16 protein-coding genes are annotated in these 20,581 nt (G+C 51.5%); 7 read left to right on the top strand and 9 right to left on the bottom strand.

Translation table 11 applies throughout. From position 1 onward, the window contains the following. Nucleotides 1–56 precede the first annotated feature (56 nt). The 5 genes from EDD73_RS12285 to EDD73_RS12265 all read right to left on the bottom strand — a co-directional run bounded on the left by EDD73_RS12285 (nucleotide 57) and on the right by EDD73_RS12265 (nucleotide 6,085). Nucleotides 57–1,052 carry an MBL fold metallo-hydrolase gene (locus tag EDD73_RS12285; RefSeq protein ID WP_131920391.1) on the bottom strand — a complete coding sequence of 332 codons (996 nt, stop codon included), beginning with the start codon at nucleotides 1,050–1,052 and terminating at the stop codon, nucleotides 57–59. A 4-nt stretch (nucleotides 1,053–1,056) separates the two neighbouring features. Then, nucleotides 1,057–3,090: a (Fe-S)-binding protein gene (locus tag EDD73_RS12280; protein WP_131920389.1), complete on the bottom strand. Its 2,034-nt coding sequence runs from the start codon at nucleotides 3,088–3,090 to the stop codon at nucleotides 1,057–1,059. 22 nt (nucleotides 3,091–3,112) lie between these two features. Beyond that, nucleotides 3,113–4,063 (bottom strand): electron transfer flavoprotein subunit alpha/FixB family protein, encoded by a 951-nt coding sequence (locus tag EDD73_RS12275; RefSeq protein WP_131920387.1) that lies wholly within the window; start codon nucleotides 4,061–4,063, stop codon nucleotides 3,113–3,115. 12 nt (nucleotides 4,064–4,075) lie between these two features. Continuing rightward, the gene (locus EDD73_RS12270; protein ID WP_131920385.1) at nucleotides 4,076–4,834 is read right to left on the bottom strand and encodes an electron transfer flavoprotein subunit beta/FixA family protein; all 759 of its coding nucleotides are present in this window, start codon (nucleotides 4,832–4,834) and stop codon (nucleotides 4,076–4,078) included. Between the two features lie 69 nt (nucleotides 4,835–4,903). Next, nucleotides 4,904–6,085 carry an acetyl-CoA C-acetyltransferase gene (locus EDD73_RS12265; RefSeq protein ID WP_131920383.1) on the bottom strand — a complete coding sequence of 394 codons (1,182 nt, stop codon included), beginning with the start codon at nucleotides 6,083–6,085 and terminating at the stop codon, nucleotides 4,904–4,906. Between the two features lie 286 nt (nucleotides 6,086–6,371). Here EDD73_RS12265 and EDD73_RS12260 point away from each other — a divergent pair, with 286 nt between their 5' ends. From EDD73_RS12260 to EDD73_RS12235, 7 genes are all read left to right on the top strand, one after another. Next, on the top strand, nucleotides 6,372–7,106 hold the full coding sequence (locus tag EDD73_RS12260) for a hypothetical protein (protein ID WP_131920381.1): 735 nt from the start codon (nucleotides 6,372–6,374) through the stop codon (nucleotides 7,104–7,106). 99 nt (nucleotides 7,107–7,205) lie between these two features. Next, nucleotides 7,206–8,294, top strand: a complete 1,089-nt coding sequence (gene serC / locus EDD73_RS12255) for a 3-phosphoserine/phosphohydroxythreonine transaminase (RefSeq protein ID WP_131920379.1) — start codon at nucleotides 7,206–7,208, stop codon at nucleotides 8,292–8,294. Nucleotides 8,295–8,489: 195 nt separating this feature from the next. Next, complete coding sequence (locus tag EDD73_RS12250; RefSeq protein WP_165876502.1) at nucleotides 8,490–10,313, top strand: spore germination protein; 1,824 nt, start codon at nucleotides 8,490–8,492, stop codon at nucleotides 10,311–10,313. A gap of 20 nt (nucleotides 10,314–10,333) precedes the next feature. After that, the gene (locus EDD73_RS12245; protein ID WP_165876501.1) at nucleotides 10,334–11,431 is read left to right on the top strand and encodes a GerAB/ArcD/ProY family transporter; all 1,098 of its coding nucleotides are present in this window, start codon (nucleotides 10,334–10,336) and stop codon (nucleotides 11,429–11,431) included. A 17-nt stretch (nucleotides 11,432–11,448) separates the two neighbouring features. Further along, a complete protein-coding gene (locus EDD73_RS12240) occupies nucleotides 11,449–12,720 on the top strand; it encodes a Ger(x)C family spore germination protein (protein ID WP_165876500.1) in 1,272 nt (423 codons plus the stop codon). Between the two features lie 2 nt (nucleotides 12,721–12,722). Further along, nucleotides 12,723–12,887: a hypothetical protein gene (locus EDD73_RS14945; RefSeq protein ID WP_165876499.1), complete on the top strand. Its 165-nt coding sequence runs from the start codon at nucleotides 12,723–12,725 to the stop codon at nucleotides 12,885–12,887. Nucleotides 12,888–12,932: 45 nt separating this feature from the next. Then, nucleotides 12,933–14,234, top strand: coding sequence for a Ger(x)C family spore germination protein (locus tag EDD73_RS12235; protein WP_131920370.1), 1,302 nt, complete (start codon nucleotides 12,933–12,935; stop codon nucleotides 14,232–14,234). Nucleotides 14,235–14,317: 83 nt separating this feature from the next. Here EDD73_RS12235 and EDD73_RS12230 read toward each other — a convergent pair whose 3' ends face one another. From EDD73_RS12230 to EDD73_RS12210, 4 genes are all read right to left on the bottom strand, one after another. Beyond that, nucleotides 14,318–16,852, bottom strand: coding sequence for a hypothetical protein (locus EDD73_RS12230; RefSeq protein ID WP_131920368.1), 2,535 nt, complete (start codon nucleotides 16,850–16,852; stop codon nucleotides 14,318–14,320). Between the two features lie 167 nt (nucleotides 16,853–17,019). Further along, on the bottom strand, nucleotides 17,020–17,334 hold the full coding sequence (locus tag EDD73_RS12225) for a YbjQ family protein (RefSeq protein ID WP_131920365.1): 315 nt from the start codon (nucleotides 17,332–17,334) through the stop codon (nucleotides 17,020–17,022). Nucleotides 17,335–17,743: 409 nt separating this feature from the next. Continuing rightward, the gene (locus tag EDD73_RS12220; RefSeq protein WP_131920363.1) at nucleotides 17,744–18,943 is read right to left on the bottom strand and encodes a cysteine desulfurase family protein; all 1,200 of its coding nucleotides are present in this window, start codon (nucleotides 18,941–18,943) and stop codon (nucleotides 17,744–17,746) included. A 153-nt stretch (nucleotides 18,944–19,096) separates the two neighbouring features. Then, a complete protein-coding gene (locus EDD73_RS12210) occupies nucleotides 19,097–20,485 on the bottom strand; it encodes a BREX system Lon protease-like protein BrxL (protein ID WP_243116917.1) in 1,389 nt (462 codons plus the stop codon). Between the last annotated feature and the right edge of the window lie 96 nt (nucleotides 20,486–20,581).

Raw genomic sequence — 20,581 nt, 5'->3', positions numbered from 1 at the left:
TCACCGAATCGACACGGTCAAGCGAATCAACATCGGTTCGCGGAATCGACGTCAGTTCACGGAATCATCGGTAAAAAATCAGCCATAAAAACGGCATCGGCCTCCGGGTCGATATGGTACGCCCAATCATGGTCCTTAACGACAATTCCTTGCCGCTCCAGTAGATCCAAACAGCCTAAAACTTTACTGAGCACCAGAAAAGCCTCACGTTCAAACCCACGGGGATAAAGCCGTTGGGCCACCTCAAAAGTCGTTCCCTTGTCGATGATCTGCAAAATTTGCAGGATTTCAATGCTACGCTTGCGATAGTGCTCCAGGATATTGCCAATGAAGGTTCGTGAATAAGGAAACGCCCGCCCATGGCCCGGGAAGACGGTGGTGATATCCATCTTGGAAAGACAGCGTAAGCTTTCAAAATAGAGCGGTAAGGTGGCAATTCGCTGATCACCCATTTGAAAACTCATGGGATTGGGCATGAATTTCTCTAAAAGAAAATCACCGCTGATCAACCACTTTTCCGCCGGTTCATAAAAAAGCACATGACCCATCGTGTGCCCCGGAAAATGCCGCACAGCGATCTGATAAGTTCCCGTATCGATCACTTGCCTATCCGTAAGCGATGCCACCATGGACGGATCGAGGGGCTCCTTCATGCGTGTCATCGCCCGAAACTGCTTTTCCATCTTCTGCGCGAAGCCGGGAGGCAATCCCCAATCGGGAAAGATATGATAGGGTTCACCGGTTTCCTGGTGTTGACTGTACAATTCCAGCGGGTGGAGACCGATTTTTAAACCGGTCTCCTGCGCAATTACCGGTGCTAAGCCCAGATGATCCGGATGATGATGAGTAACAAGAACAGCATCGAGATCGGATAATTGCAATCCCTGATCCTGTAGCTGCCGGCGCAACGCCGCGAGCGCTTCTTCCGTCGGTGGTCCCGTATCGATCAATACTACCTGCTCATCGACGATCAAATAGATCACCACGTCGCCTACCTGGTACGGTGTCGGCAAGATGATCGGTATCACCTGCGGCGTCACTTTTTTCTTCATTTCATCACCTTTTTAATGCCGGCGCAACCAACTCAGCAATATCAAGCACCGCTACCTCATCAAGTTTACCGTCAGCTTTCACACCATCAGTTAACATGGTCAAACAGTTCGGACAGTTGACGACGATCGCTTCCGGTTGCAGCGCCAGCGCTTCCCGGCTGCGCGTGATGTTAATCCGGTCGCCGATCGTTTCTTCCATCCACATCCGTCCACCACCGGCACCACAGCAGAAGGACTGTGTGCCATGGCGAGGCATTTCATGGAGTTCGGCCCCGACGGCTTGCAGAATTTGACGAGGCTCATCAAAAATGCGATTGTAACGACCAATGTAACAGGAATCATGGTAAGTTACTTTCTTTTTCAGCTTCTCATCAATGGCGATGCGTCCTGCTTTTAAGAGGGAAGCAATCAACTCCGTATGATGCACTACTTCATAGTTGCCGCCCAACTGCGGATAGTCGTGGCGCAGCGAGTTGAAACAGTGCGGGCAAATCGTCACGATTTTCTTGACACCATAGCCATTGAGCACTTCGATGTTCTCCATAGCCATCATCTGGAACAAGTACTCGTTGCCGATGCGCCGCGCATCATCGCCACAGCATTTTTCTTCCGTGCCTAAAATCGCAAAGCGCACACCGGCGGCTTGCAGAATCGACACAACGGAACGGGAGATTTTCTTGGCCCGCTCATCAAAGGAGCCAAAGCAACTCACCCAAAACAAGTATTCCACATTCTCGGGATCTTCCACGTCGCTCATCAAGGGCACATCGAGGCCGTCCGCCCAGTCCGCCCGTTTGGACCAGCCCAGGCCCCAGGGGTTGCCGTTGTTTTCCATGTTGCGGAAAGTCGTTTGCACTTCTGGCGGGAAAGCGCTGTCCATCAGCACCAGATTGCGCCGCAGTTCCAGCGTTTTCGGGATATGCTCTACATAGACCGGACAAGCTTCCTGGCAAGCCCGGCAGGTTGTACATGCCCAGATGGCCTCTTCTTCGATGACACCACCGATCAGCGGGCGTTCTTCTGCCGCATCATCAGCAGCGGCCGCTTCGACAGCAGCTTCACCGGCGGCCAACGGTTTCGGCGCTTTAAGCCGCTCTTCAAAGACAACCTTGAGATCTTGGGTCATCTTTTTCGGCGAAAGGGGCTTGCCCGTCAAGTGGGCCGGACATTGTTCCTGACAACGGCCACAGCGGGTGCAAGCATCGAGATCGAGGAGTTGCTTTTCCGTATACTCATCGATCTTGCTGACGCCAAAGCTCTCGGCATCTTCCGCTTCCAGATCGATCAAGGGGAAAGTCTGAGCACTTTGGGGATTGGCATAATACTGATTCGTCGGCCCCGTCACCATGTGGATGAGTTTTGAGTAGGGGATGTACGCCACCATGGCCATCGAAGCCAGCATGTGCACGGCCCAGATACCTTGGTGGGCACCGCGTAATCCCTGGTCGGACATTCCCTTAAAGAAAGCCGCCATCGCTACACCGATCGGCGAGAAGGCCGGCGCGGTTTCACCCACCGCAGCGATCCGGATCGCTTCGGTAAAGTATCCGGTAAGGGCGATGAGCATGATCAGCAGCAGCGCAATCCCATCATCGGTACGGTTGTCTAACCCAGGTGCTTTGCTGAGATAGCGTCGGGTAAAGGCAATCACCACACCGATGATGACGGTCATGCCACCGATATCGGCGATGAGGCTGAAGAATTTATAGCCACCGCCGGAAAACACAGGGATTCTCAGGTATTCCTGAATGGCGATAACTACCGTAGTCACGAAAAGAACCAAAAAACCCCAAAACAAACCTAAATGCATCAAGCCCGGCAGTTTGTCTTGAAGCAAGCGACGGTGCAGCAATATTTCTTGGAGCATCCGGCCCAGATCACCGGGACGCTTCTCCGGTTTTCCCACTTGCCAGCGCTGGTAGTGTTGATAAATGCCATAAGCAAATACCGCAAAAGCCAGGAGCGCTGATAAGTACAGCGCTCCCTTGAGGGGAAGGGGAACGTTCCAGAACAGTTCCCGTTGTGCTAACCCGCTCATTCTGATCCTCTTTTCTGATTCATTATGCCAGTGCCTTGCGCAGTTCTTCTGTCAACACAGGCACCACTTCAAACAGATCACCGACAATACCGTAATCGGCAACCTTGAAGATGTTCGCTTCGGGATCTTTGTTGATGGCCACGATCACTTTGGAACTGCCCATCCCGGCCAAGTGCTGAATCGCGCCGGAGATACCGATCGCAAAGTACACTTGCGGCGAAACCGTTTTACCGGTTTGCCCCACTTGGAAGCTGTGATGACGCCAGCCGGCATCAACGGCCGCCCGAGAAGCACCCACAGCAGCACCAAGCACATCGGCCAAGTCTTCAATCAGCTTGAAGTTGGCCGGTTCTTTCAAACCACGTCCACCGGAACAGATGATATTCGCTTCCGTCAATTCCGGACGAACCGATACTTGTTTGGCCACTTCGCGAACGACTTCCAGCAAGTCATTCGGTTGCAGCGCCACGGTGCGTTCCACTACTTCGGCCGTACCGGCACCGGCCGATACAGCGTTGAATACGTTGGGGCGAACGGTGATGATCGCTTGCGCTGCTACCGCTTCCGCTTGAGCCAAGGCTTTGCCGGAGTAAATGGGGCGGACAAACTGCCCTTGCTCATAGCCGGTAACATCGCTGATTTGACCGAGACCCAGGCGTTGGGCGACGCGCGGTGCAAAATCCCGTCCTTGCGCCGTATTGGCAATCAGCACTTTTGCCGGTTGCTCTTGGCCGATCAATTCAGCCAGTACCCGCGTATAACGGGCTGTTGTGTACTCGGCCAGTTCCGGCTGATCGACCACATAGACTTTACCGACACCATAAGCGCCCAGGCCCGGTGCCAGGTCTTTAACGCCGCTGCCGACTACGACGGCTTCTACCTCACCCAGTTGGGAGGCCAAGCCGATCATTTCATATGTAACTTTTTTGATTTGTCCTTCTTTTGCTTCAACAACAACCCAAACCTTTGCCATGGTTCTTCCCCCTTATATCACTTTCGCTTCGTTGCGAAGCGCTTGTACCAGTTGGGCCACCGATGTGGCTACATCGTCACGGAAAAGCTTGCCTGCTTGCTTTGCCGGCGGTAAAACGACGTTTTTGACAGCGACTTGCGGAGCTCCGCTGACGCCGAGTTCCGATAAGGTTACTACTTTCAATTCTTTTTTCTTGGCTTGCATGATGCCGCGCATATTGGGATAACGAGGCTCGTTAAGGCCACGTTGGGCGGTGATCAACGCCGGCAGGGGAACTTCCACCGTTTCCGTTCCGCCTTCCACTTCACGAACAGCCAGCGCTTTCCCGTCTTCAATCGTCAATTGCGTCACCACATTGACTTGCGGTAAGCCCAAGGTCTCGGCCACACGGCCGCCCACTTGTGCCGAGTTATCATCGATCGCTTTCCAACCGCTCAGCACCAGATTATAGGACAGGCCGGAAATGGCTTTGGCCAGCGCCGAAGCGACGATCCCTTCGTCAACGGCGGCTCCTTCGGTTTCTACCAGCAGCGCCCGATCGGCACCCATGGCCAGGGCCGAACGCAGCGCTTCTTTGACTTTCTCACCGCCGGCCGAAACGACCAGGACGTCACCGCCGGATTTTTCTTTGATCCGCAAGGCTTCTTCCAAAGCAAATTCATCATAGGGGTTGATGATCTGCGTTACCCCGTCGGCAACGATTTTTCCTTCTTTAATCGCGATTTTGGCTTCCGTATCAAAGGTCTGCTTTATTAAAACAACGATGTTCATCGCATTTCCTCCTTAAAAAGTTATGGATAGTCCTTGAGAATCGATGGCAACGATGCGGCCGTAGCCTTGTTACTCCACTCGCAGCAAGATGGCATCGCCTTGTGCAGCACCGCTGCAGATAGCGGCCACACCGGTCCCGCCGCCACGACGTTGCAATTCATGGACCAAGCTGGCCAAGATGCGTGCACCGCTGGCACCGATCGGATGGCCGAAAGCGATAGCGCCGCCATTAACGTTGACTTTGCTCATGTCATACCCGGCGATTTGTTGACTGCCCAGGACAACCGAGGCAAAGGCTTCATTAACTTCAAAACGATCGATCGCATCAACGGTTAAACCATGACGGTTGAGCAGCTTATTAATGGCCAGTCCCGGCGATTTGGCCAGGTATTTGGCCTCCAGGGCCACCTCAGCATGGCCAACAAATGTAGCTAAGGGTTTCAGCCCGCGTGCCAGTGCTTCTTCCCGAGTCATCAATACAAGTGCGCCGGCACCGTCGTTGACGCTGGGCGCATTCCCGGCCGTAACGGTTCCTTGCTTATCAAACAGCGGCGGCAACTTGGCTAACCCTTCCATCGTGGTGCCTGCCCGCGGCTGCTCATCTTTGTCGATGACCGTTTCCTGACCTTTTTTGCCGGGTATTTTCACCGGTACAATCTCATCTTGCAAACGGCCGGCAGCGATGGCGGCTTGCGCCCGATCCTGTGAAATGCAAGCCCATTCATCTTGCTGCTCCCGCGATATGCCGAGCTCTTTGGCGACTTCCGATCCATGCAAAACCATATGGCGATCATAGAACGAACACCAAAGGCCGTCATGGACCATCAAATCAACCATTTGACCGTTGAACATCCGCTGCCCCCAACGGGCTTGCGGCAGGATATAAGGCGCTTGGCTCATGCTTTCCATGCCACCAGCCACAGCGCGATCGATTTCACCGAAAGCAATCATTTTAGCGGCCAAGGCCACAGAAATCATACCACTGGCACAAACTTTATTCACTGTAAGCGAAGGCGTTTCCCAAGGAATCCCGGCCAAGCGAGCTGCTTGTCGTGAAGGGATCTGTCCACAACCACCTTGGAGGACTTGCCCCATATAGACATAATCAATCTCTTCCGGGGCCAGTCCGCTTCGTTGTACCGCTTCCTTGATCGCGATCGCGCCTAAGTCTATCGCCTTCAAGGAGGCTAGGCCTCCACCAAATTTACCGACAGGTGTACGTACAGCACTTACGATAACGACTTCACGCAACAGCAGTCTCTCCTTCTCTTAATGATTGTTCAGCAATACCTTCTTTTGGCATTCAAATCCATGCATTTAAACAAATCAGAATAGTGATAATTGCCGCTAGATTAGGCATGTCATTTTATAGATACGCTCTATAAAAAGAATTTCCTGCTTACTCACTCAAAAATTCTGCGAAAGGATTGACCTTCACTCTTTTTCATGCGTGGAAGCTCGGTCCGGTCTAGCCCTTTCCGGGACATCGTATGATATTACAACAACAAAATGAATGTCACGGAGGAGGTGCTCAACTTTGTCAACCTTGCAACGGCGCCTCATCGCGCTTTCCGGCTTGATCATCAGCCTTTATTGCTTGTGGCTGCTCAGCGAACCGGCGCGCACGACTTCGCCGGCCCTGATCGTCAGTCGTGAACAGGAGCAAATCCGGCTGGCGCTACAAGCCAAAGGGTGGACCGACGAACGCCCCATCGACATCATCCGCGCCACCATTGCCGCCACCCCGAACGGTCAACCGGCCGACGTGCTCGGGATCACCGTCGGCAAAAATCGCGGATTCCTCGCCCTGTTTGATCAAAAATCCGGCCAACTTCTCGCTGTGTCCAAAGATCTGGCGACGATAAAACAAATCGAAGGCATTGCCTTGCCCGATCTGCCACAGCAAGCGATTCTGGTTCGCGATTATTATGACAATCAACTGGGCGGGTTCGAACAAACTACCTGGGCACGGATCTTCCGCCTCAACGATCAGCATTTGCTGGAACAAATCTTCGCCCATGTTCAGCAAAGCGATTACTACTGGCACGAAGCCTGGGATAACCCTGACGCCAAAAACTGGCGCCGCGTCACCGAGGAAAGCCAGATCACCTTCCCGACCCCCGGCGAAATCGTTGTCACCCAAAAAACTACCCGCTATGTCGCCGAAGGCGATCCCAAGACGATGCCCACAGCCTATCAAACCGAGTCACAAGAAACGAAAAATCACCGCTTCCTGTGGCAAGCGGAAACCTTACGTTTTCAAGCTTTTTAGTCCCTTGGCATTGTATCACCGGGCCGGAACAAGCTATAATTGGAATACTGGTTTTTGCTCATTCCAATCGTAAAAAAATCAAGGAGATGATGTTCAATCATGACGAATCGCGTATACAACTTTAATGCCGGCCCCTCTACACTGCCTTTGGAAGTTCTCCAGCAAGCCCAAGAGGAACTGCTCAACTATCAAGGCACCGGCATGTCAGTCATGGAGATCAGTCACCGCGCCAAAGAATATGAAGCGATCAATGCCGAAGCAGAAGCCTCGTTGAAAGAATTGCTCAACCTCGGCGATGACTATCGCGTACTTTTCTTGCAAGGCGGTGCCAGCACCCAGTTCACGATGATACCAATGAATTTCCTGACGCCGGAAAAAACAGCCGACTACATCCTGACCGGTGCTTGGTCGGAAAAAGCTCAAAAAGAAGCTGTTAAATTCGGTCAAGTTCATGTAGCCGCCAGTACGCAAGAAGGTAACTATGTACGTATTCCGGAATTTAATGAAATCAAGTTGAGCGAAGCGCCGGCTTATGTCCATTTAACCTCAAACAACACGATCTTCGGCACCCAGTGGCAAGAGTTCCCCGGCTTTGGCGACGTACCGCTGATTGCCGATATGTCCAGCGATATTCTGTCGCATCCCTTTGACGCTTCCAAGTTCTCGCTGATCTACGCCGGCGCCCAAAAGAACCTCGGCCCTTCCGGCGTCACCGTCGTGATCATCCGTCAATCGATGATCGATCAAGCACCAAAGTCCCTGCCCTCTATGCTCCGCTATGACATTCATGCCAAAAACAACTCCCTTTATAATACGCCACCGACCTTCTCGGTCTATATGGTCAACCTGGTGCTGCGCTGGCTCAAAGCCCAAGGCGGTCTGACTGCCATCGGCCAACACAATGAAGCCAAAGCCGCCCTGATCTATGATGCCATCGACCAAAGCAGCGGTTTCTATACAGGCCATGCCGAAAAGAACAGCCGTTCGCGCATGAACATCACCTTCCGCCTGCCCAGCGAAGAGCTGGAAAAAGCCTTCAACGCCGAAGCGACCAAGCAAGGCATGATCGGCTTAAAAGGCCACCGTTCCGTCGGCGGCATGCGCGCTTCCACCTATAATGCAATGCCCCTGGCCGGCTGCCAAGCCCTTGCCGACTTCATGAAAGATTTCCAACGCCGCAACGGCTAAGCCCAACGTTTCCCTTATTTCATTCATTGCATCAAACCGTCGCATCAAAGCAAAAAGCAAAAATCCGCCAAAGCCTCACACCGGTACCGGTGTGGGGCTTTTTCTATGCTGAATAATCAAGACAACATCACGCAAAGACTAGACGTAACTTCTCCCTTTACAGCGGCAAATTCCCTCGGAAGGATGGCGACGACCATGCCATGGTTACCTTGGCAACGGCTCAAGCATTTTTTTTCATTTCACCCACCTCCGGAAAGGCCTTTCACTCTTGACCCGACGGAAGTAACCGATGATGGCCTGCAGCAAGCGCCAGGTACGTGGCAACCGTTTTATCTTGCCAACTCAAAATCACCATCACCGGACAGGGAGAAAAAAACAGGGCAAGTTCCGGAGCCGTCAACATCCCGCTCCGCACCAAAGCAGCGCCCCGCACCAAAGCAGCGCTCCACACAAGAGCAGCCATCCCCTCAGGAACCACCGCTCCCCCTCACGCTTGATGCTGTAGAAGCATGGATAAAAGAGGAGTTGTGGACGCACATTGACGGCGATTTGATCGTACGTCCTTTTACCTTAACGCTACCTCAACCGGTGGAAGTGCTACTCATCTACTATCAAAGTTTGGCCGATAGCTACAATCTCAGTGAGATGTTGATCAAACCGCTGCTCCATGCCAGCCATCGGACGCAGCACGTCCATGATTCCCCCTCGCTCGTCCATTGGATCGCCGCACAGATCTCGCTCTCGCCCAGTGAGCATGAACTGATTCATAGCAAACCGGCGGCCATCCAAGCATTATCGGGCGGCAAGCTGTTACTGTTCATCAACGGCGAACCGCACGCGTTGAGCCTAGCTATCGTAGCGGACAACGGTCGCCCTGTCGGGAAACCAATCACCGAAAATGTCGCCCGGGGACCCCACGAAGCTTTTGTCGAAGGCCTCGACAAAAACGTGGGGTTACTGCGCGCCCGCTTACGCTCATCACGATTGATCACGGAAACAGGGCAAATCGGCCGCCTGTCGCACACCCGTTACACGATCACCTATATCGCCGGTCTGACCAATCCGCAACTGGTCATCGAACTGCGCCGCCGGTTGAACAGCATCGATATTGACGCGATCCATGATACGGGCTTACTGCAGCAGTATCTCGAAGATCACCCCAATTCGCTCATTCCTCAGTTTCTGCTGACGGAACGGCCAGATCGTGTCGTCGCCGGGCTGACCGACGGCACGGTGGCCATCCTGCTCGATCGTAGTCCCTACGCGTTAGTGGCGCCGACGACCATCTGGACCTTGATCCAATCACCGGAAGACATGTACCTGCGCTGGCCCTACAGCACCTTCGCCCGTTTTATCCGTCTGGCCGCCATCGCCTTTTGCATGCTTCTGCCGGCTTTCGATATCGCCATCACCACCTATCACCCGGAAATGCTCCCGGCCGACCTGATGCTGGCCACGGCGGCGGCCCGCGAACGGGTACCGTTTCCCTTATTACTCGAAGTGATCTTCTTGGAATTCGCACTGGAACTGGTTCGTGAGTCGGGCCTGCGCGTACCGAACCAGATCGGCCCAACCATCGGTATCGTCGGCGCCATCATCATCGGTCAAGCTGCCGTGGAAGCGGGCCTGGTCTCACCGGTGCTGGTGGTGATTATGGCCCTGGCCGCGTTGGCCAACTACTCCTTACCCACTTATGAATTGGTGATCACGATTCGCCTCTTCCGCCTGATCTTCATCGGTGCCGGTGCTGTGCTCGGTATGTATGGCATTGCGATTACGATAACCCTTGTTGCGCTGCACTTATGCCAGTTGACATCCCTAGGCGTACCGCTGCTTGCACCGCTGACGCCGTACCGTTCCCTGCGGGACGATCTGCTTTGGCGCGGTGATATTGCTCAGCAACGCTTTCGCCCCGACGAATTTCGTCCCCTCGACAGTATCCGTCAAGCCGGTCTCCTGCGCCATTGGCGTCCTGCTTCACGGCGAGCATGGCATCGGAGAGGAGGGCCTTCTTCATAAAACAAGTCCATTTTGGTCAGTTGGAAAGCTTCTTTTTAATCGCAGCCTATTTTTCTCCGGCCATCTTTCTTGGCCTTCCCCGTCTTTATGCGACTGACGGTGGCAGTGCCCTGTGGCTGATGCCGTTCATCATTTTTCTTTTTCTTATCCCCGTTCTCTGGATGATCGTTCATTTGTATAAAAACTATCCCGATCAAAGCTTGGTTCAGATCATCGGACGCTTATGGGGACCCTGGGCACAGCCATTGGCCGGCTTGTTTTTTTGCGTTTTTTTTGTGATCTTCACCGGTCTCTTCCTACGACAATTTTCCGTCATGATCAATGTTTCCATGCTCGCTACCAGCCAACCATCGGTCACGATTCTTCCGTTACTGCTGGCCGGCATTATCGGTGCCCTCCAAGGTCCGCAGATCATCAGCCGTACTAATTGGGTGCTTATGCCTCTGAACCTTGGTATTTTCCTAATTATGATTGCCGCTTCGTTGCGGACGGCCACCCCGGTCTATATTGCACCCTTACTTGGCCCCGGTATCGATCTCTTGCTCTGGCGCAGCTTCTTGCGCACACCGACCTTACTGGACATCCTGATCATCCCCGTACTTTTTCCTTTTTTTCGCCAATTGTCACACTGCCGGATGAGCACCTGGTACGGCTTAGGTTTCGTGGTTTTTATGTACAGCCTCGGATTGCTCGCCTTCGGCATGAATTTTCCAGCCGAGGCTTCTTCGGATATCGCCTTTCCCTTATTTCAATTGGCCCGAAACATCTCCATCGGCCGATTCTTCCAACGATTGGAGGTTCTCTTCGTCGTCGTCTGGGTGATCCTCTCGCTGCTCAAGGTGATGCTTAGTCTTTATGCGGCGGCCGCCTGCTTCAGTCACGGTATCGGCGCACCTTATTACCGGCCCTATATATGGCCCATGGCAGTCCTCATTTATACGGTTGCTTTCATACCGGTCAATTATCTGGTCGCTTTACACTGGGAATGGAATTACTTACGCAATGCCATGGCTCCAGTCTTTGTGCTCATCTTGATCAGCTTGATCCTGCTTCACTGGCGTAAAACCAAAAACAAAAGCGAATTACCGCGAGAAGGTGAGCAGCTATCGGCAAAATAAGCTACGCCTGTGGCATCTTGATCCTGCTAATTTGTGCCGCCGTCACCGGCGGCTGCAGCGACAAAAGCGAATTAGAACAACGAGCATTTGTCCTGGATATGGCCATTGATCGGGGAAATCAAAATGAATACATCCTTACGGGGCGTGTCGGTGTGCCGGCAGCGGCAAGCAGTAAAACCCATGCGGGATCCCCAGAAGAAAGCAGTAAAGTACTGACGGCCGTCGGCCGCAGCGTGCCGGAAGCGTTGTCTTTGCTTAACAGCCAAGCTGAACGGCGTGCTTCCTATGTGCAGTGTCGCTCCATCCTCATCAGTGAGGCGATCGCCCACGACGGCTTGCAGACGATCATCGATACGTTTAATCGCTATCGTGAGTTCCGAAAGACGATCGCGATTTCCTTAATCAAAGGATCGCCTGCTCGTGAAATGTTATTATTGGACATGCCGATACTTGAGATGGGTATCGCTCGACTCGTCGAAAGCATCGCTGATGTGGAAAGAGAAAGCAATTTTGCTCCCTATGCGAATCTCTTGCAACTCTCGAATGCCCTGGCCGCATCCCATCGGGACAGCCTGATTCCGGTAATAAGCATCAATCCCCAAGTACTTGAAGAAAAAAAAGGGACGATGCTCCGCCCCAAACCATCTGTTGATTTTATCGAGTCCGTGGAATCTACACCTAACATCGTCAATACGCAGCCGGGAGAAATGAATCGATCAGGAGGCACCCCAGCCGACCTAATCGGCGCCGGTGTCCTTGTCCAAGGAAAACTGGCCGTCTACCTCAGCGGCGAGGAATCGCGTATCGCTTCGATCTTGCGCAATACCTATCAAACGGGTATCTGGAAGTTTCCCGACAGCCGCGCCCCTGGTAAATATGTATCGGTCGTCCTCATGCATTCTACACCCATGCAGATAAAAGTGGATACGAGCGTTCAACCCATCCGCATTCAGATGGCCAGCGAAGTTGAGGGCGTACTCATGGAAGTACCGGCCTATTTAAATACCATCAACGAAGCGGGCCTTCAAGAAATGGAAGCGCTGATCAGTCAATCCTTAAGCCAACAAGCGCTCCAGTTGATTGAACGCATGCAAAGCATCCCGGCGGACCCTTTTGATTTGGTTCGTCCGTTGCAGTGGCGCACTTGGACGTTAAGTGCCTTTGAACGTTTGCCTTGGCGCGAGATGTTTCAGACAGCAGAAGTGAACGTCACCATTCATGCTCACTTGCGCCGCATCGGCACGCATGGAGAACCCGTTGCTCCAACGGTTACTTTTTGGGGGGAATAACGATGATCTATCTGGGCTTACTTGCTCCCTTGTTGATTGCCCTTTACACGATCAGCTATGGCCGCTGGCTTTCCGGCCAAAAGCAGCGTTTGGCAGCCTATTACAGCTACTTTCTTGCTTTGATCACGATATTGGCACCGGCTATTACCTTGTTTATGCGTCCGTAAGCTTGATAGCCGCCCCATCGCCCGCAATCACAAGGGGGAGCAACCATGAGGCAAACAACCTACGCACGGCTGATCTTGCTGCTACTCCTGCTGATTAGCATCATCATCGCGAGCGGCTGCAGTGACAAAAGCGAATTGGAACAACGAGCGTTTATTATCACTCTCGGCATCGATCGAGGGCCGAAGAACGAATATATCGTTACGGCCCTGATTGCTGTTCCTTCAGCGATGGCCAGTACGAGAAAAGACAGTACCGGTGGCCCGCCGCAGGTCGGCAAAGTGCTCACCGCCGTCGGCGAAAGCCTGCCGGAAGCGTTGTCCATGATCAACAGCCAGGCCGAGCGCCGTACTTCTTATGTGCAGTGCCGCTCGCTCGTCATCAGTGAAGCCATCGCCCGGGACGGGCTGCATTCGGTCATCGATACGTTCAATCGCTATCGGGAATTTCGGAAAACCTTATTTATTACCCTGTTCAAAGGAGCAATGGCCCGGGAGACGTTGTTGCTGACAACGCCCGTGCTGGAAGCGAGCCTGTCCCGACTTGTGGAAAATCTTTCGCTCATCCAGCAAGACTTGAATTTCTCCCCTTCAGCTACACTTTTACAACTATCCAATGCCATCGAGACGCCTCACACCGACAGTGTAATTCCGGTGTTAAGCCTCAATCCCCAGGTCGCTGAAGAAAAAAAAGGGCCGAAGGTTGTGCCAAAACCAACAGCCGATTTGTTGCGTTCGATTGAAACTTCCCCAAACATCGTCAATACCAAGCCTGGTGAAATGAATCGTTCCGGTGGCAATCCCCTCGATCTGATCGGTGCCGGTGTCCTCGTCCAAGGGAAACTGGTCACCTATCTCAGCGGCGACGAGATGCGTATTTATTCGATCTTGCGCGATACCTATAACACAGGGATTTGGAGTTTTCCTGACAGCCGTGTCCCGGGAAGCTATGTATCAGTTATTCTTAACCGTTCTCGCCCTGTCCGGGTCGAAGTCGATGCCAACCGCCAGCCCATGCAAATTCGCATTAAGGGCGAACTGGACGGCGTCTTGATGGAAGTACCGGTGCAGTCAGCCACGGTGGATGAAGCAGGCTTTCTGGAAACGGAAGCGATGATCAGCCAAGCGCTGAGTCAACAAACGCATCAGTTGATCGAGCGGATGCAGCGGATTCCGGCGGATCCCTTCAATTTTGTTCGCTCTTTGCAATGGCGCTCCTGGACATCGTCTGCTTTTAACAGTCTGCCTTGGCGCGAGATGTTTCAAGCGGCCGAGGTGGAGGTGGATATTCACGCGCACTTGCGGCGCTTTGGAACGCAGGGACAGTCGCAGCGGCCGGCGGGGGGATAAAAGGAAAACACCATCGAGGATAGTTGGGTAAACTTTCCATCGGTGGTGTTACATTTGGCCTACTTAGCAAGGAATTTTTGATCTTATGGTGTAATCGGTGGCGGGCTGTCCGGCTCTGTGATCACCGGCTCTTCATCGACCGGGTAACCATAAAGTGCAATTTCATAGAGATCTTCATTGCCATACTTCTCGATATTCAAATATCTTGTCGTAAATCCGGCTTCTTTAACAACCCATTGATTATAAAAATAGAGGTCATACACTAAATCGGGCGTTGGATCCCACCGTTGCGGGGCGCCTTTGTAGAATTTAATCAACCCTCGGCCGGTTGAGTCGTAAAAGCCAATATGGGTGATCCGGTAGGGTCTTCCCAAGTCCACATACGCGGAAAGCGGGAAGAGACGAAGCGGCCAGATATCGTCAAACTGGGTGGTGAAGGTTTTCCGCAAGATGGCTGCCGGTCCTTGCGGCGCTTTGCTTTGCTCATCGGCAAGACGCTTAAACTGCACTAAGGCTTGGGGGTTATTGCTGTACATCCGGGCATTGTCGATGGGGATTTTGACCGATGTAGGTTCCATCTCCGGGGCATCTTGACCGGTGACCATCAGGAAAAGCGGTTTTTCCGTCACGTTGAGCAGCACATTGCCCTGATCAACGGGCACGCTGGCTTTGATACCTTCCGTAAAGCCCTCTTCCAAGGTGACGGTATAGGCTTTTTTGTTGGTGCCAACGGACAATCGATAATTATCTAGTTTGGTTCCGTCCGACGTAGGACACCAAAGCACATAACATTCCTTGGGAGAGCCGGTACCGGCAGAAGATCCAGAAGTGGTAGAAGATCCGGAATCGCCAGAAACAAACTTATAGATATAAAGATTTTCCGACTCCTTGATCGCGCGATCAAAGACCATGCCTTTCAAGGTATTTTTCATCGTATAGACGTAATACCAAGACGGTTTCGGTGTCCAATCATATTTTTGTCCCACTAGACCGGAAGAAGCGTATTTTTCTCCTGACCAGGAGGCCACATCGCGGATCATATACATGGTGGCCCGATCAACGCCGGCGGCCAACGTGGCCAAGTAACCGCGCACGAGCCACTGTCCTTGCACGTCCGGTGATGGTGCGGCCAGCGGTGAATGGCTGTTCGTGTCCCAGCCAAATTCGGTCAGCCAAACTTCTTTATCGGGAAGGTTTTGATTGCGCCATTGCACAATTTGGGCTACTTTGTTTTTGAGTTTGCCTTTTTCCGGGCTTTCTTTGCCGGTGTAGTAGTGGAGGTTGAGCACATCCGGTGCGAATTTACGATCCTTGCGGTTATGTTCAAACCAGAACTTCATCAGCTCCAGGTATTCGATTTTATCGTCGATGCCGGCCAAACCGCCCATGACGAGTTTGGCCTGGGGATCGGCATTTTTAATGCCGATGTTAGGACCCATGGTTCCCTCGTGGCCATCATAATCGGCACTGCACATGGCGGCGAATTCGTAGGGCGAGAAGTAGCTCGATCGCCCTTCCCAGGTCTTATCGGGCTCATTGTTGTTTTCGTAGTACTTCAACAAGCCTAAGCCGGATTTTTTCACTTGATCGTCTGCCAAGGTGAGGCGGGAACTGTCGACAGGCTGGGTGCCATAGCGGGCAGCATATTGATACAGGTGAGCCGCATGTTCACGATAGGACGAAGCCACTTCGGCATTGCGATCCGGTGGAAGTGGTTTGTTGTTTTTCGATGAGAAGGTTTGTCCTGCACCTAGAATCCAATTGGCGTTGCCTTGGATGCAAGGAATCACTTCGATCCCGGCGTCTTTTAGCTTTTTGTAATAGCTGTCAAAATCCCATTTGCCGGCGGCACTGGGATTGAACATGTCCTGATCTGCAGCGGGGCCTGTCCAACTCCAGTTGTGATACTCGCGGATATGGCCGGCTACTTTCATCTTGTCGAGCGGATCGTCGATAAAGGCATTGATGCCGATGGCTTGATCGGCGGTGATGCCGAAGTTGGGCTTGGTTCCCGTCGGCTCCCCGGCAGGTACCGGATCGGGGCCGGTTTGATAACCGTAAAGGGCGATCTCTTTGATCCCGGAATCGCAGGAGTCGGGGCTCATGATGCGCAGGTAGCGGGTTTCCACATCGACAGGACGAACTTTCCATGTGTTATAGGTATTGAGCACGGTGCTGAAGATCTTCTGCCAGGCAAAAGGCGCGCCTTGGTAAAACTCAATTGTCGGTGTGCCGTTGGCATCATAGTAAGCGATGTGCGTGATTTTATAGGTTGTCCCCAAATCGATATAGGCGGCGATCGGCAGATAGGGCTTTTGCATCGTCGGTACCCAGTTTTTGCTGGTGAAGGTTTGGGTGAGTTTATCGGATGGGGTGACCGGCACTTTCGTTTGCTCATCGACAAGGGCTGTTGCCCTGGTAATATAGTTGGTGCTGTAAAAGGCGATGACCTCATCATGGATCATGGCCGGGGTTAGCGGGATTCGTTGAATGGATGGGGCGGGAGTTGGGGTGGTCGGCGGCGTCAGGGGCACTGCATCGGTCGCGGCAGCGACACTGATCGGGAAAAGCAATGCGAGGCTTAGTATTAGGGGAAGTAGTTGGCGGTTTCGAATCATTTTGGGTTCCTTCTTTCTGTAACGGTGACGCCGGGGGGCTTTATTTTGGTCCAACTGAATGCAGTGATTTTCGGCGCTGCGCTTTTTGATAAAAGGATAAAAGGAAAACACCATCAAGGATAGTTTTTCAAACTTTATCATCGATGGTGTTTCTCTTAATCGTTTAGCTAGCTTAGTTTTACGGCGGTTCCACTGGCTGCGACCATTAACATACCTTCACGGATGACTTCATAGTCCACATCGATGCCGATGACGGCATCGGCGCCGAGTTGCCTGGCGCGATCTTGCATCTCCTGAAGGGCGATGGCTCGTGCTTCACTAAGCTTACCTTCGTAAGCACCAGAGCGGCCACCGACAATGTCGGTGATGCTGGCAAAGAAGTCTCGGACGACGTTGGCGCCCATGATCGCTTCGCCAGCGACCACGCCCAGGTATTCTCGGACAGGGCGCCCTTCGATGGTTGGGGTTGTGGTGATGATCATTGGTCTCCTCCTTCGTAGTGTTTTGCTATTAAGGATATTATGCCCCAATGGGGATCACCTCTCATCGCGTTATGCTTACGAGGGTGGGAAAAACTTTGTGCGCCGTTTTTCGGGTCGATTTTTACTTTTTCGCTGTTTATGCTATTTCCTCTGCATACATAAAATGGAACACAAAAATCCGGCGTCATCAGCGTCTTGACGCTCAGGACAAGCTGCGGATCATGCTCCTCCCCATGATGTTTAGCGATTCAAAAAGCCAATCGCTATCTCAAACCAGCGCTTGTTCAAGCGAGTTGGGTCGTGGTTCGTACCAAAATCGCCCTTTGCGTTTTCTTCTTCACGTCATAAACAGCGCTGCGGTACGAATCAGGAACTTCGTCTTCGAAGCCCTCAGAAATGCTCCTTTGTGTTAATGATTCGCTATGATTTTTGTATAGGCATCAGTAATAGCAATGATGATTTTCTCCACTTCATCAGGCGTGTTATATTTTCCATATGAAATTCGAATTGACGACTTCGCCTGTTTCTCTGAAAGCCCCAATGCAAGCAGAACATGCGACGGTTCATCTTTGCCGGAATTGCATGCGGAACTGGTGGATACACATATTCCTTTCAAATCCAACAAGAGCATCATTGCTTCACCAGAAGCATGAGGAAATGTTATGTTGACCATACCCGCCAGGCGTTCTACACCATCACCATTGATTTGAATGCCGGGGATTGCTTTTTGTAAACCCTCGATGGTCGATTGAACCAATGCGGAAAGCCGTTCGTTCGTTTCCGGCATTTCGGCTATGTTTTCTTCCAACGCAAAGCCCATGGCAACAATTCCAGCAACATTTTCCGTTCCGGCACGTTCACCGTGTTCCTGCTCACCGCCAAAGACCAATGAGGGCAATTTAATGCTCGCTCGCTTATAAAGAAACCCTGTGCCTTTTGCTCCGTTAAACTTATGAGCGGAAGCTGACAGAAAGTCAACGTACAACTCATTTACATCAAGTGGAATATGCCCGACGGCTTGGACTGCATCTGTATGAAACAGAATACCTTTGCTACGAAGATATGTACCGATTTCCGCAATAGGCTGAATCGTCCCAATTTCGTTATTGGCAAGCATTATCGAGACGAGTTTTGTATTTGGGCGAACTGCGGCTTTAAGTGCTTCGCATTCAACCTGACCGCTAGTATTCACGTGCAAATATGTAACCTCTATGCCCACCGCCTCCAGAGAGTGACAAGCATTCAAAACGGAGTGGTGTTCTATTGAAGAGGTTATGATGTGGATAGACTCGCCACTAAACAACTTTGAGATACCCTGTAGCAGCCAACTATTCGCTTCCGAACCACCTGAAGTGAACGTGATTTCACCAGTTTCCGCTCCGATAGCCATAGCTATTTGTTCACGCGCCTGTTCAATAGCACGTTTTGCCTTAGCCCCGAGCGAATACGGACTGGAGGCGTTTCCGTATTGCTCCCGCAGAAATGGAAGCATTTTTTCAAAAGCCGTATCAGATATTCTCGTTGTAGCGGCGTTATCGGCATAAATTACGGCTTCACCCCACTTGAAAGAGTTTACAGCCTTGTGATTTGAACTCCTCGGCTTTGGCAAGCAAATCCTCCTCAGTTACATCAAGATAATTTGCTAGGCAGGAAAGGCAATAGTATCGTGCAATATTTTTGCCGATTAGTTTCTTGTTAAGGGCAGTTGCTATTTTATCGAGTTCTTTGTCACACAGATAGCATCTGATAGCTTTGTCTTTTTTCATACGTCATCTTCTCTCAACTTATAGGTTGACATGAATCGTTTACTGAATTGCGAGGGATCTATAATCTTCATCTGCATCAGAACAGTCTCTCTCATACGCTTTGCGGGCTGCAGACAGTATTTCACAAAATCAGAACGAAACCGACTGTCTTTTATAAGTTCCTTGTCAGCGTGTGGGAAGAACAATTTAAGGTAGGCGGTGCAAAGCCTAAACACCGAGTCCTTTTCACGTTTGTCAACGTCATGCTTTGTCCATACTAATTGCTCAACCAGACCAAGATAGCGGAGTGTTTCAGCTGGAGCGCGGAGTAAGTGCATTATTTCTGTGAAATACTCAGTGTTCAACGCCCAGTCGTTGATAATCATTGCATTTGTCAGCGATGGTATCTTTCGACCGAGGATAAACCCATTAACGCGCTCAATTAGAGCCGCGTCACGGAATACTTCTGGCAACTCTCGAAACATATCCTTCGATCCATCCATATCATTCACATCAATGTTGCCGAGCAAGATTATTCCTGCATCACCCTCGACTTTAACACCACCTACATTAACGTAACCATCTTCCATATAACCTTTTAGAATACCTTGCATTTCTTTGTTGTCGGAAAACTTAATTGATTTAATCTCGTCAACTGCAACAAAGTCGTTCGAAGAAATGATACCAAAACGCTTTGAAGCAATGTCATAAAACAACTTGGCGCGACTAAGGCTGCCACCCCCAGCGATATGACCATACTTGCCGATCTTACCAAAAATATAGGATTTGCCAGTCTGTTGCGGAGCAAGCTCAACTAAATTCACACGAGGTTCGACGAATGGCAATAGTCGCGTAAGCATTGTATGTTTTGCTTCCCATATTTCGGTGTCAAACAATCCACGAGTTGCGTATCCATCGGGATTATAGTCAATCGCACCGAGGATGATGTCCATCCATTCTTCGACAGTAAAATGAGTACGAGCCTCTCGATATGCATCAAGGTTAACTTCGTATGGGCAGAAATTCTTGTAGTCGAGGAGCGTGAAACATCCATTTTTCTTGTTGCCTTCGGGTGGCATATAACCGAGTTTGACTAAACCCCAACCGCCGGCTTCACCAATCAACTCATCTTTTATCCTGTCCCAAACATAGTCCTCTACTATCGTTTGATTATGTGTAAAACCGAGAGCAGGTATCTCAAAGGTGTAGTAGTTGGCTTTAGAATTAAAGCTAACCTCTACTCGCGTCAAGAATTGACGAGTTTCACCGTTAGAACGTGCTTCGTCTTCCAATCGTCCCTTATCTTCCCGACGTGGAATGATTGTCCCAATATATGTACTAAGCGCATCGGTGTCGCTAATACGACCATCGCTACCTGCCTTACGTTTCAATATCCAGTCGCGCAAGTGAATATTTCGCTCTTGGAGAGCCAGTATGTCGGCAAAATAGAGCCATGTTCACGGAAAAATAGAGCCACCTTCACGGCGTAGAGATCCACCTGT

Origin of the sequence: Heliophilum fasciatum, assembly GCF_004341395.1 — a bacterium.
GTDB lineage: Bacteria > Bacillota > Desulfitobacteriia > Heliobacteriales > Heliobacteriaceae > Heliophilum > Heliophilum fasciatum.
The sequence above is the reverse complement of the archived record's forward strand: the minus strand, read 5'-3'. Positions and strand labels throughout refer to the sequence as shown.

What these genes read in the sequence shown, in the direction of transcription:
- EDD73_RS12285 (WP_131920391.1), bottom strand. Translation starts at nt 1,052, where the DNA reads ATGAAGAAAAAAGTGACGCCGCAGGTGATACCGATCATCTTGCCGACA.
- EDD73_RS12280 (WP_131920389.1), bottom strand. Translation starts at nt 3,090, where the DNA reads ATGAGCGGGTTAGCACAACGGGAACTGTTCTGGAACGTTCCCCTTCCC.
- EDD73_RS12275 (WP_131920387.1), bottom strand. Translation starts at nt 4,063, where the DNA reads ATGGCAAAGGTTTGGGTTGTTGTTGAAGCAAAAGAAGGACAAATCAAA.
- EDD73_RS12270 (WP_131920385.1), bottom strand. Translation starts at nt 4,834, where the DNA reads ATGAACATCGTTGTTTTAATAAAGCAGACCTTTGATACGGAAGCCAAA.
- serC (WP_131920379.1), top strand. Translation starts at nt 7,206, where the DNA reads ATGACGAATCGCGTATACAACTTTAATGCCGGCCCCTCTACACTGCCT.
- EDD73_RS12250 (WP_165876502.1), top strand. Translation starts at nt 8,490, where the DNA reads ATGCCATGGTTACCTTGGCAACGGCTCAAGCATTTTTTTTCATTTCAC.
- EDD73_RS14945 (WP_165876499.1), top strand. Translation starts at nt 12,723, where the DNA reads ATGATCTATCTGGGCTTACTTGCTCCCTTGTTGATTGCCCTTTACACG.
- EDD73_RS12235 (WP_131920370.1), top strand. Translation starts at nt 12,933, where the DNA reads ATGAGGCAAACAACCTACGCACGGCTGATCTTGCTGCTACTCCTGCTG.
- EDD73_RS12230 (WP_131920368.1), bottom strand. Translation starts at nt 16,852, where the DNA reads ATGATTCGAAACCGCCAACTACTTCCCCTAATACTAAGCCTCGCATTG.
- EDD73_RS12225 (WP_131920365.1), bottom strand. Translation starts at nt 17,334, where the DNA reads ATGATCATCACCACAACCCCAACCATCGAAGGGCGCCCTGTCCGAGAA.